The sequence below is a fragment of the Corallococcus macrosporus genome (genome assembly GCF_017302985.1).
Taxonomy (GTDB): domain Bacteria; phylum Myxococcota; class Myxococcia; order Myxococcales; family Myxococcaceae; genus Corallococcus; species Corallococcus macrosporus_A.
In genome coordinates, this window is record NZ_JAFIMU010000007.1 from 1602646 (window position 1) to 1618653 (window position 16008).

A 16008-nucleotide genomic window follows, 5' to 3' on the forward strand; every position below is an offset into this window, starting at 1 on the left:
CCAGACCATGGCCCAGCACCCGTTCGACGCGGCCCAGGCGGAAGCGCCCCTTGGTTACACCCTGTCCCTGCTCCTGGTGGGCAGCGAGCGTGAGACGCGCGCCATGCGCGACGCGCTGGAGAAGGAGGACATCCTCTCCATGCTCACGCTGGAGCCCGTCAGTACGAGGGAGGCCCTGGAGCAGGCGCTGGAGCGCCCCTGGGCGCTGGTGCTGGTGGGCTCGGAGCTCCCCGGCATGTCCTGGGAGGACGTCCAGGCGGAGTGGGTGAAGCGCGGCCGGGAGACGGCCTTCGTGGTGAGCGCGCCCACCTGGAGCGCGGAGGCGCTGGGCGCCGTGATGCGCGCCGGCGCGCGCGACTACGTCACCGAGGACCGCTACGGCCACCTGCCCTTCGTCGTCGCGCGCGAGCTGCGCCTGCACGCCGAGCGCGCCCAGCACCAGATGACGGGCGTGGAGCTCAAGCGCACCAACTACCTGCTCAGCAACATCATCGACGCGCTGCCCTTCGTGCTGTTCGTGAAGGACGCGGAGACGCGCCGGCTGGTGGTGGTGAACAAGACGTTCGCGGACGCCTTCAAGGTCACCAAGGAGTGGTTGCTGGGGAAGCTGGACCACGACTACTTCCCCAAGGAGCAGGCCGACTCGTTCATCGCCATCGACACGGAGATCCTCGAGACGCGCCGCATGAAGACGTTCGAGGAGGTGGCCCGCGCGGACGGCGTGGACCGCATCTTCGCCACGCGCAAGATTCCGCTCCTGGACGACCAGGGCATCGCGCGCTTCGTGATGGGCGTCACGGAGGACATCTCCGACCGCAAGCAGAACGAGGAGGCCCTGCGCGCCTCGCGTGACGAGCTGGAGGCCGCCAACAAGCAGCTGGCCGCCAGCCTGGAGGAGATCAAGAAGACGCGTGCGGTGTCCGCCCGCTCCCTCGCGAGCTACCAGCAGCGCGCGCTCCAGATGGAGATCATCCGCCAGCAGAACGAGGACCTGGACCGGCTGGCCCAGGAGCTCTCCGTCGCCAAGCGCAACGAGGAAGAGCGCGCCCGCGAGGCGGAAGGCGCCGTGCGCCTCAAGAGCGAGTTCCTGGCGAACTTCAGCCATGAGATCCGCACGCCGCTCAACGGCATCATCGGCTACTGCGACCTCCTGATGCGCGAGGAGGGCAACCGCCTGACGCCGCACGGCCGGCGCGACCTCAACGTGGTGAAGACGAACGCCAAGACGCTGCTGGCGCTCATCAACGACATCCTGGACCTGTCCAAGATCGAAGCGGGCCGCGTGGAGGTCGTCACCGAGCCGGTGGACGTCGAGGAGCTGGCCGACGAGTGCATGGCCACGGTGAAGGAGTACCTGAAGGGCAAGGACGTGGCCCTCACCGTGAACGTGGACCCCGAAGCGAAGGAGATCCGCACCGACGCGCTGAAGCTGCGGCAGATCATGCTCAACCTCCTGAGCAACGCGGCCAAGTTCACCGACACGGGCGAGGTGGCGCTCACGGTGGTGCCCGCGGGCTCTGGCGAGCTGCTGATGACGGTGGAGGACACCGGCGTGGGCATCCCGTCGGATCAGCTCCCCTTCATCTTCGAGAAGTTCCGCCAGGTGGACGGCACCACCACGCGCAAGGTGGGCGGCACGGGGCTGGGCCTGGCCATCGTGCGCGAGCTGACCCGCGTGCTGGGCGGCACGGTGGACGTGAAGAGCACGCTGGGCCGCGGCTCCACCTTCACGGTGCGGCTGCCGGACGTGCTGGCGACGACGGTGGGCGCGGACAGCCCGCACGCCACGGAGCGCCTGGTGCCCGTGCAGGACGTGGCCCAGCGGCTGGCGCCCATGGCGCGGCCGGGCAGCACCGTGCTGGTGGTGGACGACGACGTGCTCATCCAGCAGCTCGTCACCGGCCAGTTGGAGCCCGCGGGCTTCAAGGTCGTGACGGCGAATGACGGGCTGGCCGCGCTGAAGCTGGCCCGCGAGGTGAAGCCGCAGGCCATCCTGCTGGACATCCACCTGCCGCGCATGGACGGCTGGTCCGTGCTGAGCCAGCTCAAGAGCGACCCGGCGCTGGCGGCCATCCCGGTCATCCTGGTCTCCGTGGAGGAGCAGCGCGCGCGCGGCTTCAGCCTGGGCGCGTGCGAGTACCTGGTGAAGCCGGTGGAGCCGGAGCGCCTGGTGGACGTGGTGCAGAAGAGCCTGGCGTCCGCGGGCGCTTCCGCCTCCACGGGCGACGTGCTGGTGGTGGACGACGACGCGGCCACGCGCGAGCTGGTCAGCCGCAACCTGCGCCGCGCGGGCTTCAGCACCAACGAGGCGCGCAACGGCGAGGACGCGCTGCTCAAGGCGCGCGTGTCGCCGCCGTCCCTGGTGGTGCTGGACCTGATGATGCCGAACCTGGACGGCTTCGAGGTCCTGCGCCGGCTGCGCGCGGAGAAGCTGTCCGTGCCGGTGGTGGTGCTCACCGGCAAGACGCTCTCCAATGATGAAGAGGCCCTGTTGCGCGACGGCTTCGCCGGCTTCGTGCGCAAGGGCGGCCACGCGCTGGAGGACGTCATCGCGCAGGCCAAGGGGCTGCTCATGTCCCAGCGGGCGGCCAGCGCGGGCAAGCTGCCCCGCGTGCTGTACGTGGAGGACAGCGAGCAGAACCGTGACATCGTCCGCCGCTACCTGGGCGGGCTGTATGACCTCATCGAGGCGGAGGACGGCGAGCAGGGGCTGGAGCGGGCCCGCAACGACGCGCCGGACCTCATCCTCATGGACCTGTCCCTGCCGCGGCTCGACGGCTGGGAAGTGACCCGCAGGCTCCGCGCGTTGCCGGATGGGCAGAATGTGCCCGTCATCGCCGTGACGGCGCACGCGGGTCGCGAGTACCAGGACAAGGCTCAGGCGGCCGGTTGCACGGCCTATATGACCAAGCCCCTGGACCGCGATCAGCTCATCGAGACGATTCGTCAGTACCTAGGGAGAAGCCATGGCTGAAGCAAAACCGCGCGTCCTTGTCGTGGACGACGATCCGGACCTGCTCGACCTCGTGCAGCGCTCGCTGAGCGCGTACGGGTTCGATGTGCAGACCCACACGTCCGCCCTGGGCGTGTCCAACATCGTGCGCGCCTCCGAGCCGGACTTCGTGCTCATCGACGTGAACTTCCCCGCCCTCAAGGGGGACAAGGTCGTGGGGCTGGCGCGCCAGTACGCGCCCCCGGGCACCCGCTTCATCCTCTACTCCGCCTCCGACGAGGCCAAGCTGCGCTCGCTGGCCATCGCGTCCGGCGCGGACGGATACATCTCCAAGAGTGTCCAGGGCGCCGACCTGGCCCAGAAGCTCCACGCCATGCGCCTGAAGCCGCGGCCGGCGTCCTCCAACCGGAATCCCTCACCGGTTGAGAGCTGACTCACCCCCTGGGTAAGCCCGACCCCTCGGGCTTCCCCTCCCTCCGGAACGATGGGAATCTCAAAAATCGATAACCTGCAACCCTGGTATGACTTGAAGTTCACCAAAAGGGCTGTAAGGTAGTCGCTTCTAGAGATTTACGCGCTCACTGTTCTTCCCTGACTGGGGCGCGCCTCACCCACCACGAACTGCCTGCGTCCCCCCGGAGGCACCTTGCATACGTCGACCGATTACAGCCACGCGGAAAAGCTGAAGCATGAGCTGACTCAGCCCCTGTTCAACGTCATGTTGAAGAAGTGGGTGGGCAAGGGCGAGCTGGACTACGAGCGCTACCTGCACACGGATACCCTGCTGGCGCTGCAGTCTCCGGAAGGCGAGCTGGTGTCGCACGACGAGCTGATGTTCCAGATCGTCCACCAGTCCCAGGAGCTGTACCTGAAGCTGGCGTCGCGGGAGATGGTGGAGGTGGTGGCGGAGATGGACCGCGACGCGCTGTGGGCGGTGGTGGCCCGGCTGGCGCGCGTGCAGAAGATCCTGGCGGGCATCAGCTCCGAGATGGCGATCCTGGAGACGATGACGCCGGCGGAGTACCAGGTGATCCGCCGCAGCCTGGGCAACGGCAGCGGGCAGGAGTCGCCGGGCTACAACACCCTGCGCCACGCGGCGGACGGGCTGGAGTCCGCGATGGAGCGCATGCTGGAGCGCCGCGGGCTGACGATGTTCCAGGTCTATTCGGCTGGGGGGCCGAAGGACCTGCAGCACGTCTGCGAGCAGCTGCTCACGGTGGATGAGACGTTCCAGGGATGGCTGTACGCGCACTACCAACTGGTGCGCCGCACGATTGGTATCGACCGCACGGTGAAGGCGCTGGACGGCCTGCCGTCGCAGGTGCTGCAGGCGCGCATGACGCTGCCGCTGTTCCGCGCGCTGTGGGACGTGCGCGTGGAGCTGACCGCCGGCTGGAAGCGCGAGGGTGGCTACGCGCCGGGTGAGTCGCGCACCGGCGGTGGCTGCCCGATGGCGGCGATCAACGCGATGAACGACGCGGCGGTGCACGCCCCGACGGCCCACGCGCACCACGCGCCGATGGCTCACGCGCAGCACGCCGCGGCGGCGCACGCGTCCCCGGGGCATGAAGCGCGCACCGGTGGCGGCTGCCCGATGGCCGCGATGCACGGTCAGCACGCCTCGGTCGCTCACGCGGCGGCGGCTCACGCGCCCGTGGCTCATGCGGCGCACGCCTCGGCGGCTCACGCGCCCGTGGCTCATGCATCGCACGCCTCGATCGCTCACGCGGCCGCGGCTCACGCTCAGCACGCCTCGGCGGCTCACGCGCCCGTGGCTCATGCATCGCACGCCTCGATCGCTCACGCGGCGGCGGCCCACACGCAGCCGGCTCCGGCTCACGTGGCGGCTCACGCACAGCCTGTTCCCGCCCACGTGACGCACACGGCGGCGGCGCATGCTCCTCACGCTCCGGCGCACGCGGCGGCGGCCCATGCTCCTCACGTGGCGGCTCACGCTCCTCACGCTCCGGCCCATGTGGCGGCGCACGCCGCGGTGGCTCACGCTCCGGTGGCGCACCCGGCGGCGGCTCATGCCCAGCCGGCTCCGGCCCACGTGGCGGCGCATGCTCCGGTGGCTCACGCCCAGCCGGCTCCGGCGCACGCGGCGGTTCACGCTCCGACGCCTCATGGGCCTCACGGACATTCGCACGCCGCGCATGCTTCGGCGTACGCCCACGCCCAGGAGCTGCGGAGACTGCCGTGACCGTGGCGGCACTCCCGGGAGCCCTGCGCGCGGAGTACCCGCTGCTCCAGACCTGCACGTACCTCAACAGCAACTCCACCGGGGCCCTGCCCCGGGCGGCCGAGGGCGTGCTGGCGCAGTACTGGAACACGATGCGCGCGTGGCGCGATGACACCTGGGACACATGGCTGTCCCAGATGCAGGCGTACGCGGACGGCGTGGCGGGCCTCATCGGCGCGCCCGCCGGCTCCGTGGCGCTGGACACCAACCTGAGCGCGCACCTGTCGCGCCTGGCCTCGTGCCTGGAGTTCACCGGAGAGCGCCGCCGCGTCGTCGTCACCGACCTGGAGTTCCCCACCGTCCCCTTCATCTGGAAGGGCTTCGCGCGCTACGGAGCGGAACTCGTCGTCGTCCCATCGAAGGACGGCCGCGTGGATGAAGCCGCCCTGGAGGCGGCCATCGACGCGCGCACCCGCATCGTCTGCGTCGCCCACGGCGCCTTCGCCACCGGCGCGGTGCTGGACGTCGCGCGCATCGCGAAGGCGGCACACGCGGCCGGGGCCCTCATCGCCACGGACGCGTACCAGACCGTGGGCACCGTCCCCATCGACGTGCGTGCGCTCGATGTGGACTTCCTCATGGGCGGCGCGCACAAGTGGCTGGGCGGATCCGAAGCGGCCTTCATGTATGTGCGCCCGGACCTGCTCCCCTCGCTCCGCCCCGCCGCCACCGGGTGGCTGGCCGGCGCGTCCCCGCTCGGCTTCCAGCAGACGACGGACTACGCCCCGGATGCCCGCCGCCTCATGGGCGGCACGCCCGCGCCCCTCATGGTGCTGCTGTCCCGCCCGGGCCTGGAGCTGCTCAAGGGCGTGGGCATCCACGCCGTGCGCGAGCACTCGCTGAAGCTCACGGACCGGCTGATGGCCCGCGCGGACGAAGCCGGCCTGCACGTCGTCACCCCGCGTGAGCCGCACCGCCGCGGCGGCGTGGTGGCGATGCGCTTCCCGGGCGACGCCCAGGTGACGCAGCGGCTGGTGGCGCGCGGCTTCATCTGCAGCCACCGCGGATACCTGCGCGCCGCGCCGCACTTCTACAATTCGCCCGAGGAAGTCGACGCCTTCATGGACGCGCTCATCGCGGAGCAGCGCCAGGAGTCCGCATGAGCACGGCCCCCATCACCCGCGAGGCGCCGTCGCCCCGCGCCCTGCTGCACCTGCTGTTCAACGGCGCCCGCGCGCTGGACGTCGTGCAGACGGCCCTCGACCTGGGCCTGCTGGACGCGCTGGAGCCCGGGCCCGTGACGCTGGGCGAGCTGTCCGCGAAGCACGGCCTGGTGCCCAAGCGGCTCTACAAGTTCCTCGACTGCCTGGAGAGCCTGGGCCTGGTGCAGCGCGAGCAGACCCAGGACGCGCTGGAGGCGGCCCGCTACCGCGGCGTCCCCGGCCTGCGCGCGGCGGCGGAGGCCGTGCTGGGCGCGAACTCGCTGGAGCGCGACCGCGAGAAGTACGACTGGAAGGCCCTGCACGGCCGGCTGCCGGAGACGCTGCGCGGTGAGCACTCCATGTCCGCCACGTCCTTCGACTGGCCCCCGCGCACGCCCGAGCAGGTGGAGGGCTTCGAGGCCAGCATGGCCGCGGGCCTGGGCCCCATCCTGGAGACGTTCCGCACGCACGCGGGCGCGCTGTGGCCCTCCGGAGCGCGGCTGCTGGACGTGGGCGGCGGAGACGGCACGCTCGCGGAGCACCTGCTGCGCCAGCACCCGGCGCTCGCCGTGGACGTCTACAACCTGCCCGCCACCGAAGCGCTCGTCACGCGCACGCGCGAGCGCGCGGGCCTGTCCGACAAGCGCATGGGCTTCGTCGGCGGCGACTTCCTGAAGGAGCCCCTGCCCACGGGCTACGACGCGCTGTCGTTCGTGCGCGTGCTGCATGACTGGCCCGCGGAGGTGGCGCGCTCGCTCATGCAGGCCGCCTTCACCGCCCTGCCCTCCGGCGGGCGCGTGCTCATCTGCGAGGAGTTCCGCACCCCGGAGCGGCTGGCGGCCCAGTTCTTCTGGTCCTACTTCCTCATCGGCGTGGACACCTGCGTGAGCCGCCTGCGCGAGGTGGAGTTCTACCTGGAGGCGCTCACCGCCTCCGGCTTCACGGACGCGAAGGTGCTGCCCGGTCCCTTCGAGCTGGTGGTGGCGACGAAGCCCTGAGGTCCCGTGAGTGCGGCAGGACGTCCCCCACCCCGGGCGTCCTCCCCCGCGTCCGTGTCCGTGTCCTACGCTGGACACCCTGGACCTTCCGACAGGTCACAGGGAGGGCCAGCATGCGCAGACTGTCCCTCAGCCAGACGCTGTAACCAGCCAAACGCAGACGGGAGGAGCCGTATGACGGGTCCCCGGTCACGAACGGGGTTGAAGGCGGTAGGGCAGGACCACGGGTGGGAAGAAGCGCGGGAGTCGCAAGCGCAGCGTGGTGGCAGATCGGCGGCGCGCACGCATCTGGAGCGCGAGGTGATGGTGCCGGTCGATGACGCCGTCCTCGTCCGAGGGCGGTTGGCGGTGCCCGCGGGGGCCCGGGGCGTGGTGGTGCTGGCGCGCGGCAGCGACAGCAGCCTCCAGAGTCCACGGCTCGCGCAGACCTCGCGCCTGTTCCAGGCGATGGGGCTGGGCACCCTGCTGATGGACTTGCTGACCAGCGAGGAGATGGAGGAGCGCCGCACGCGGCAGCTGCGCTTCAACGTGGGCCTGCTGGGCATGCGCATGGCGGGAGCCGCCCGGTGGCTCCAGCGCGAGGGCCTCACGCAGGGCCTGCGCGTGGGCTACTTCGGCGCGCACACCGGCGCGGGCGCGGCGCTGTCGGCGGCGGCCTTCCGGCCTGATCAGGTGGAGGCCGTCGTGTCGCGCGGCGGCCGTCCGGACCTGGCTGGCGCGGTGCTGCCCAAGGTGCAGGCACCCACGCTGCTGCTCGTGGGCGGCGCGGACACGCTGGGCCTGGACATCAACCGCCGGGCCTACGAAGCGCTCCGCACCGACAAGCGCATGGACATCATCCCGGGCGCCACGCACCACTTCCAGGAGGACTCGGAGCTGGAGCAGGTGGCGGAGCTCGCCGGGGAGTGGTTCCTCCAGCACCTGGGCCGGCCCCGGGATGCCGCGGAAGAAGCCGCGGCGCCCTGAGGCAGGGACTCAGGCCAGCACGGGGCGGGTGACGCCCAGCTCGCAGGCCAGCACCGCGAGCTGGGCGCGGTTCTCCGGCCCCAGCTTGCGGTAGATGCTGGTGAGGTGGGCCTTCACCGTGCGCTCGGTGATGCCCAGGTGCGCGGCGATCTTCAGGTTGTCCGCGCCCGCCGCCACGTACCCCAGCACCTCGCGCTCCCGCAAGGTGAGCCGCGACAGGGCCGGAGCCGTGGAGGACAGCTCATTCAGCTGCAAGGCATGGGGGTTGAGCATCTCCACGGGCAGCAGCCGCTCGCCCCGGGCCACGCGGCGCACCGCCTGGATGAGCTCATCACAGCTCACGTTGAGCTTGCACAGGTAGCCCGCCGCGCCCGCCTGGAAGCAGCTCTCCACCGTGGCCGGCTCCTGCATGCCCGACAGCACCAGCGACCGGATGTGGGGATGGAAGTCATGCAGGTACTTCAGCACCGCGAGGCCGTCTTCCGCTTCGCTCCGGCCCACGTGCTCCAGCCGGAGGTCCACGAGGGCGACGTGGGGAGCGGCACTGCGCATCTGGGACAGGAACGAACCACTGTCCGCGCAACGGGACACGACCTTCATTCCCGCGCCTTCCAGCAAGGTCACCAGGCTCTCCCGGAAGATCAGCTGATCCTCCAGCATGGCCACGCGTATCTCCGACCCCATCGAACTCATATCCATGATGCCAGCCTCGTGTTTCCGGGGAGCGGCTGCCGTCCTCACCCGGCGAATGGCTTCACCCAATTGGGTTTGATGACAGTCCCCCGTGAGCCGGCTCCCCCCCGGGAGCGCGGCCTCCCAAGGGCAGGAAAGCCCCGGCAGAGGACATGCATAGCAGCCGTTTCACGGAGCGGGAACTCTCACCGCCTCCGCGGGCTCCAAAAAGCAACGCTCGAGCTGACGCATTTAGTCGCGGCCCCCACCCGGACAACCACCCGCCCGAGTGCATGGACCCTCAGCCCTCCCGCGTCCTGGTCCCTCCGGACCCGGACGCAGCACCCTTCCGTGTAGAAGCGCCAGCCCTCCGCGTCCGCCTGGGCCAGGTGTGCCCAGCGAGGGTCTTCCGGGGGCCATGACGCCGCGGCCTCCGCCAGCCGCATCAATCTCAACCGGATCGCAAGCCGGGGCCTGCGAGGAAAGCCTTCCAGTTGTGCCATCAGCTCCGGAGGAATGTGGATGGTGTCTGGAGACATGGGGAGACAGCTCCTGGATTGAAACCTTGGGAGCTGCCCGGGTTCACGGAATTGGACTCGCGACCAATGGGTGATGCCCGCGCCCCGAGGATGCGGGTCTTGCTGGACCAGGGGGGCTGCGCTACTTCGTGGGTCATGGCGTCCAAGCCCCCCCGCGACAGCGAGCTCGAAGCCATCCTGGAGAAGGTGCGGGAGGTGCGGAACTTCGACTTCCGTCAGTACAAGCGGGCCACGCTGCAGCGGCGTATCGAGCGGCGGATGCAGGCCACCCGCTGCCGGACCCGCGCGGCCTACCTGGCGCTGCTGGAGCGGGACCCCGTGGAGGTCACCACCCTGGTGTCTTCCATGCTCATCAAGCTGACCAGCTTCTTCCGCGACAAGGAGGTCTGGCAGACGCTGGAGCAGTCCCTGGTGCAGCTCATCCAGCAGCGGCCGGACAAGGAGCTGCGCATCTGGAGCGCGGGCTGCGCCACGGGTGAGGAGGCGTACTCGCTGGCCATCGCCGCGGCGGAGGCCCTGGGACCGGGGCACCCCGGCCCGGAGCTGAAGGTGTTCGGCACGGACGTGGACGAGGACGCCATCGCCGCGGCCCGGCGCGGCGTCTATGCCCCCGAGCAGCTGGAGAACGTGTCCAAGGAGCGGCTGGAGCGCTTCTTCGTGCGCACCGGCAACAGCTTCACCGTGCGCAAGGAGATCCGCCGCGCGGTGGTGTTCGGGGTGAACAACCTGGTGTCGGACGCGCCGGTGTCGCGCATCGACCTGCTGTTGTGCCGCAACGTCTTCATCTACCTGGACTCGGACCTGCAGAAGCGGGTGCTGGCGCGCTTCCAGTTCGCCCTGCGGCGCAACGGCCTGATGGTGCTGGGCCGCTCGGAGCTCATCCCCTTCGCGGCGCGGCTCTTCCGGCCGGTGGACCTGTCGCGGCGCATCTACCGCAAGGACGGCCTGGCGGAGCTGGCGGCCACGACGCAGGACCGGCTGCCCCTGGAGCCGCTGCCCCCGCCGCGCCTCATCGAGCCCGCGCTCATCGACCCGGAGCGGCCCTTCCTGCGCAACCTCGTGGACTCGCAGCCCTGCCCGGTCATCACGACGGACAACGAGGGCACGGTGACGCTGTGGAACCGCGCGGCGGCGCGGATGTGGAACCGCAACGAGGGGGACGTCCTGGGCAAGAAGCTGACATCGCTGGGGCTGGGCGGGCTGGGCGGGGACCTGCTCATCGAACAGAGCAGCCGCGTGCGCTCCGGCCGCTCCGAGCGCGAGTCCGCCGACGGCCTCATGGAGGGCCCCGGTGGAGAGTCCCTCACGGTGCGCACGCAGGTGGTCCCCCTGCGCGACCGGGGCGGCACGCGCCAGGGCCTGGTGTACGTCACCCACGACATGACCCACGTGCGCGGGCTGGAGCAGGCCCTGCAGACGGCGCAGGAGGAGCTGCAGTCCATCAACCTGCGGATGCAGTCCTCCACCGAGGAGCTGCGCGCCTCCAACGAGGAGCTGGAGACGACCAACGAGGAGCTCCAGTCCGCGAACGAGGAGCTGCAGACGACCAACGAGGAGCTCCAGTCCACCAACGAGGAGCTGGAGACGACCAACGAGGAGCTCCAGTCCGCCAACTCGGAGCTGGACGCCACCAACCGCGAGCTGGCGCACCGCACGCTGGAGATGGACTCGCTGGCCTTCTGCCAGCGCACCATCATCCGCACGCTCTCCGCGGCGGTGCTCGTGCTGGAGGGCGACGGCCGCATCACCACCTGGAACCTGGCGGCGGAGCGGCTGCTGGGCCTCACCGAGCGCGAGGCCGTGGGCCAGACGCTGTGGTCCCTGCACGTGCCCGCCCTCAAGCGCACCCTGCTGCTGAAGCTGCGCCGGCACCTGCAGGAGAACCGCTCCCTGCGGATGGAGGGCATCCCCTACCAACTGCCCCACGGCGGCAAGGGCAGCGCCACCATGGTGGCCACACCGCTGGTCACCGACACGACCGTGCTGGGCTCCATCATCCTCTTCGAGGACACCACCCGCGCCACCGCGCTGCTGGAGGAGAACCGGCGGCTCAAGAGCCGGGGCAAGTCATGAGGGCCCGCCGCGCTCCACCGCAGCCGCCGGAGCCGCCGGAGCCGCCGGAGGCCGCGCCCGTGGAGCGCCCGGGCCTCATGCGCAAGTACCGGGAGCTGCTGACGAAGCACACCGCGCTGGTGCGCAAGCTGGAGGAGCGCACCACGCTGCACGTCAGCACCTTCAAGCTGTCCAGCTGGGCGCTGGAGACCAGCGAGAGCGCGCTGGCGGTGGCGCGCACGGGACGGGTCATCCTGGCCAACTCGCGCTGGCATGCGCTGTGCCGCGTGAAGGGGCCCTGGCGGCTCCTTGGCCCCCACGGGCCCACGGGCCCGGAGCATGTCTCCCTGCGCGAGCTGACCCTGGCGGAGGCGGAGGGCGTGCTGTCCCAGGTGGAAGAGGGGGCGCGGCTCACACGCTACCGCCGGTCCCACGCGGACGTGCCCCGGGTGCTGGAGCTCCGGACCGAGCGCGTCGCCGGTCCCGTGGGCGGAGAGGTCCTGCTGCTCGCCCAAGACATCACGGTCCAGGTGGAGGCGGAGGAGGAGCTGGTGCGCGCTCGCGCCGTGGGCGTGGAGCGCGCGCAGATCCGCGCCCTGGGCGAGCTGGCCGCGGGCATCGCGCATGACCTGCGCAACACGCTCAACGCCATGCGCCTGCGGCTGGAGATGCTCCAGCGCGACACGGTCATCGCGGAGAACAGCCAGCGCCACCTGGACGCGCTGACGCACATCGTGTCCGACGCGAGCGGCCGCGTGGGGCGCCTCCAGGACTTCACGCGCCAGAAGCCCACGGGCGGCGTCGAGCACGTGCAGCTCGTGGAGGTGGTCCGGGACGCGGTGGACATCGCGCGCGGGGGCATCGAGCACCGCGCCCAGCGCACCAGCGCTCCGCTCGTCCTGGAGCTGGCGCTGCCGGATGCGCTTCCGCGGGTGGCGGGCTCCGCCATGGAGCTGCGCTACGTCGTCATCAACCTGCTCATCAACGCGCGCGACGCGATGCCTCACGGCGGGACCATCCGCGTGAGCGCGGGCCACCGCGCGAAGACCGTGTGGCTCAAGGTGGAGGACGAGGGCACCGGCATCCCGGAGGAGCACCTGCCGAACCTCTTCCAGCCGTTCTTCACCACCAAGGGCGACAAGGGCACGGGCCTGGGCCTGTCCATGGCCCACGGCGTGGTGACGCGCGCGGGCGGCAAGCTCAGCGCGGCCAACCGCTCCAAGGGGGGCGCGGTGTTCCACATCACCTTTCCGGCGCTCAAGCCTCCCGCGCGCCGCAAGGCCGGAGCCCGCTGACGCGAGGGGCGGCGCTCAGCCGGTCTGCTCCGGTCCGTCCGCGGCCTCGGCCTCGGCGGGCATCGCGGAGGGCGCCGGCCCGGTCACCACCGCCTGGCGCAAGAGCTCCACCTGGGCCTCGGCGGCACGGGCGCGTTCGTCGAAGCGATCCGCGGAGCGGAGGTGGTTGCGCTCCCGGGCGCGGGCGGCCATGCGGCGCGACAGCGAGGCGCTCTCCTCCAGCGCGCGCAGGGCGGCCCACAGCGCGGCGTCCAGGTGGTGCTGCTGGCTGCCCGCCAGCGCCTCGCCGGTGTAGGCATGGCCCGTCCTGCACCGGAAGCGCAGGAGCCCCTCCTCCTCCAGCTCGAAGAGGACGCCGCCGCAGTCGGGGCAGGAGAAGTGGGACGGCTTCGCGTACTCCAGCGGCGCGGGCGGATCCTCCATGGAGGGGATGTCCACCTTCATCACCTTCACCTCGTTCTCCACCTGGCGCGAACGCTTGCGCGCCCGCGCGGGCACGGGCCGCGAGACCAGCTGCGTCAGCAGGGGCGCCATCTCGTCCATGGACACGCAGTGGTCCACCGCCACGAACTCCAGCGCGCTGCGGGGCATGTCCGGGCAGAACGCGTCGCGGGGGTCCTGCACCACGGCCACTCCGCCCTCCTTCTTCACCGCGAGCAGCCCGGACGTGCCGCAGTCCAGCGCCCCGGTGAGCACCACCCCCACCACACGCGGCCCGTAGGCACTGGCGGCCGAGCGGAACAGCGGATCCACCGCCGGCCGGTGCCCGTTCTCCTTGGGCCCCTTCACCACCCGTACGCACCCGGACTCCACCAGCAGGTGTCTGTCATTGGGTGCCACGTAGATGCGGCCCTGCTCCAGGCGCTCCCCGTCCTGGGGATGGTGGGCCGGCAGGGGCCCGGAGCGGGTCAATATCTCCGGCAGGTAGCTGCGGTGCTGGGAGGACACGTGCAGCACCACCATCACGGTGGCGGCCAGATCCCTCGGCAGGTGCCGGACCAGCAGGCTCAGGGCCTCCACGCCTCCCGTCGAGGCACCGATAACGAGGATGTCGTGGTTTTGCGCGAGCCTCACACCGCCTCCAACCGCCACGCACCCGCCTCCGGTCCGCCACCCTGGACCTGCATCAGGCGGCTCCTGGCTTGGAGGCTTGCCACCCTCCTGGCGCACTCGTGTCTCTCAAGGCTAGGGACGGCTTCACACATTGCCCACCCGGGGGGCGACGCGCGGTGTGATTTCCCGCAGAAGAAACCCGTAAAATTCCAGGGAGGCTGGCCAGCAGGGAGGGGGGTGGGTGATAATCCGGGCGTGCCCGGGTCACTTTTGTTCCTTGGGGCGGCATCGTGCCGGCCGGGGCACCCAACGTCGGTTCCAGGGGGAGCCACCATGTCGGAGTCGAAGATTCGCGTCCTCATCGTGGACGATGACCCGGACCAGCTCGCGCTGACGGAGCGCTCGTTGTCCTCGTACAACTTCGAGGTGCGCACCCACCGCTCGTCGCTGGGGGTCTCCAACCTGGTGCGCACCACGGCGCCGGACATCGTGCTGCTGGACGTGAACATCCCCGCGCTGAGCGGAGACAAGGTGCTGGCGCTGGCGCGGCAGCAGGCGCCGGAGCACACGCGCTTCGTCCTCTACTCCGCCTCCGACGAGTCGAAGCTGCGCGCGCTGGCCCTGCAGGCCGGCGCGGACGGCTACCTCTCCAAGAGCACCCAGGGCGCGGACCTGGCGCGCAAGCTGGAGCGGCTGCACAAGCGCCCGCGCGCCGCCGCCGGCACTTAAGGCCAGCGCTGCCCGGGCGAGGCCTACTCGCCCACGAGCGCGCCGACCTCCAGGAACACCTGCCGGAAGTCACCGGCGGCGCCCACGAGGCGCAGGTTCTGCGCCAGCCCGCCGGTGGCGCGGAAGAACATCATCGCCTCCGGGGGCGGCCGGATGCGCATCATGCGCGCGGCGTTCTTCGTGAAGTGGTTGCGCATGTCGCGGTTGATGTCGCAGGTGCCGTAGTCATACGGCGCGCTGCGCATGGGCCGCCCGGCGATGTGCAGCACCTCGCGCAGCAGCACCTCCGCTTCCGCCTCCGCCAGCTCCACGGAGAAGCCCACCTCGCGGCACAGCCCCAGCACGTCCAGCGTCTCCAGCCGCAGCGCCTGCTGGAACATACGGCGGTTGGCCGCGACGAAGCCCGGGGTGAAGCGCTTGATGGAGCCGAAGTCCAGCAGCCCCATGCGCCCGTCCGGCATCACCATGAAGTTGCCGGGGTGCGGGTCCGCGTGGATTTCCCCCGCGTCCAGGAACGGCCCGTAGGTGGCGCGGATGAGCTGGCGCGCGACGCGGAAGCGCGCCTCGTTGTCCGGCGACGTCGTCACCCAGTCCTTGAGCGTCTGGCCTTCCAACAGCTCCAGCGTGAGCACGCGGTGGGAGCTGCGCTCCTCGATGACCTGGGGCACGTACAGGTCCGGCAGCCGCGCCACGCTCTTCGCGAAGCCCTGGGCCAGCTTCGCCTCGCGGCGGTAGTCCAGCTCCAGCATGAGCTCGTCGCGGAACTCCTGGAAGTAGGCGGTGCCGTCCATCATCCGCGACGTCTTGGACACCGTCTTCACGACGAGGCCCAGGTTGTCCATGTCGTGGCCCATGGACGCGTCGATGCCGGGGTACTGCACCTTCACCGCGACCTTGCGGCCGTCGTGCAGCACCGCGCGGTGCACCTGGCCCAGCGACGCGGCGGCGAGCGCCTCCGGGGAGAACTCCTGGAACAGCGCCTCCGGCGGCGCGCCCAGCTCCTGTTGAATCACGCGCGACACCTGCGCGTAGGACATGGCCGGGGCCTGGTTCTGCAGCCGGGCCAGCATCTGCCGCACCTCGGGCGTGAGCAGGTCCGGGTCCATGGAGAGCGCCTGGCCCAGCTTCATGGCCGCGCCCTTCATCTCCCCCAGCGTGGCCACCAGCTTCTCCGCGGTGCCCAGGCTGAGCAGGTCCGTGGGGCTGCTGCCGGAGAGCTGTTTGGCGCCCGCTTTGAGCACCTCCGTGCCCACGTGCATGGAGAGGCCGGCCAGCTTGCGCAGGCGGTTGAAGCGCCCCTGGGGCGGCAGCTTGTCGTCGGGTTCGGAAGCCATGGGAGAGGAGGAGTTAACGGGGACTGCTCTCCC

The 16008-nt window shown here is 70.8% G+C and carries 12 protein-coding genes; 9 read left to right on the forward strand and 3 right to left on the reverse strand.

What is annotated here, in order from left to right:
- The first annotated feature begins 7 nt into the window (after positions 1 to 7).
- The 6 genes from JYK02_RS18835 to JYK02_RS18860 all read left to right on the forward strand — a co-directional run bounded on the left by JYK02_RS18835 (position 8) and on the right by JYK02_RS18860 (position 8301).
- Positions 8 to 2974, forward strand: a complete 2967-nt coding sequence (locus tag JYK02_RS18835; protein WP_207052892.1) for a response regulator — start codon at positions 8 to 10, stop codon at positions 2972 to 2974.
- Complete coding sequence (locus tag JYK02_RS18840) at positions 2967 to 3386, forward strand: response regulator (RefSeq protein WP_207052893.1); 420 nt, start codon at positions 2967 to 2969, stop codon at positions 3384 to 3386. Before JYK02_RS18835 ends, JYK02_RS18840 begins: the two co-directional genes overlap by 8 nt.
- A 213-nt stretch (positions 3387 to 3599) precedes the next feature.
- A complete protein-coding gene (locus JYK02_RS18845) occupies positions 3600 to 5156 on the forward strand; it encodes a tryptophan 2,3-dioxygenase family protein (RefSeq protein WP_207052894.1) in 1557 nt (518 codons plus the stop codon).
- A gap of 2 nt (positions 5157 to 5158) precedes the next feature.
- On the forward strand, positions 5159 to 6298 hold the full coding sequence (locus JYK02_RS18850; protein WP_347402523.1) for an aminotransferase class V-fold PLP-dependent enzyme: 1140 nt from the start codon (positions 5159 to 5161) through the stop codon (positions 6296 to 6298).
- A complete protein-coding gene (locus JYK02_RS18855; protein ID WP_207052896.1) occupies positions 6295 to 7335 on the forward strand; it encodes a methyltransferase in 1041 nt (346 codons plus the stop codon). The genes JYK02_RS18850 and JYK02_RS18855 overlap by 4 nt, the downstream gene beginning before the upstream one ends.
- 303 nt (positions 7336 to 7638) lie before the next feature.
- A complete protein-coding gene (locus JYK02_RS18860) occupies positions 7639 to 8301 on the forward strand; it encodes a dienelactone hydrolase family protein (protein WP_207052897.1) in 663 nt (220 codons plus the stop codon).
- A gap of 9 nt (positions 8302 to 8310) precedes the next feature.
- Here the strand turns inward: JYK02_RS18860 and JYK02_RS18865 are convergent, their stop codons facing one another.
- Positions 8311 to 9000: a response regulator transcription factor gene (locus tag JYK02_RS18865; RefSeq protein ID WP_242588802.1), complete on the reverse strand. Its 690-nt coding sequence runs from the start codon at positions 8998 to 9000 to the stop codon at positions 8311 to 8313.
- A 647-nt stretch (positions 9001 to 9647) separates the two neighbouring features.
- On the opposite strand from JYK02_RS18865, the gene JYK02_RS18870 reads away from it, so the two are divergent.
- Both JYK02_RS18870 and JYK02_RS18875 read left to right on the forward strand, forming a co-directional pair.
- Positions 9648 to 11585, forward strand: coding sequence for a CheR family methyltransferase (locus tag JYK02_RS18870; protein ID WP_207052898.1), 1938 nt, complete (start codon positions 9648 to 9650; stop codon positions 11583 to 11585).
- Positions 11582 to 12859: a sensor histidine kinase gene (locus tag JYK02_RS18875; protein WP_207052900.1), complete on the forward strand. Its 1278-nt coding sequence runs from the start codon at positions 11582 to 11584 to the stop codon at positions 12857 to 12859. The genes JYK02_RS18870 and JYK02_RS18875 overlap by 4 nt, the downstream gene beginning before the upstream one ends.
- A 15-nt stretch (positions 12860 to 12874) precedes the next feature.
- Here JYK02_RS18875 and JYK02_RS18880 read toward each other — a convergent pair whose 3' ends face one another.
- Complete coding sequence (locus tag JYK02_RS18880) at positions 12875 to 13933, reverse strand: chemotaxis protein CheB (protein WP_207052902.1); 1059 nt, start codon at positions 13931 to 13933, stop codon at positions 12875 to 12877.
- Between the two features lie 312 nt (positions 13934 to 14245).
- Between JYK02_RS18880 and JYK02_RS18885 the strand changes: the two genes are divergently transcribed.
- Positions 14246 to 14641: a response regulator gene (locus JYK02_RS18885; RefSeq protein WP_207052904.1), complete on the forward strand. Its 396-nt coding sequence runs from the start codon at positions 14246 to 14248 to the stop codon at positions 14639 to 14641.
- A 23-nt stretch (positions 14642 to 14664) separates the two neighbouring features.
- On the opposite strand, the gene JYK02_RS18890 is transcribed toward JYK02_RS18885, so the two are convergent.
- Positions 14665 to 15975, reverse strand: coding sequence for an ABC1 kinase family protein (locus JYK02_RS18890; RefSeq protein ID WP_207052906.1), 1311 nt, complete (start codon positions 15973 to 15975; stop codon positions 14665 to 14667).
- Positions 15976 to 16008: the final 33 nt, after the last annotated feature.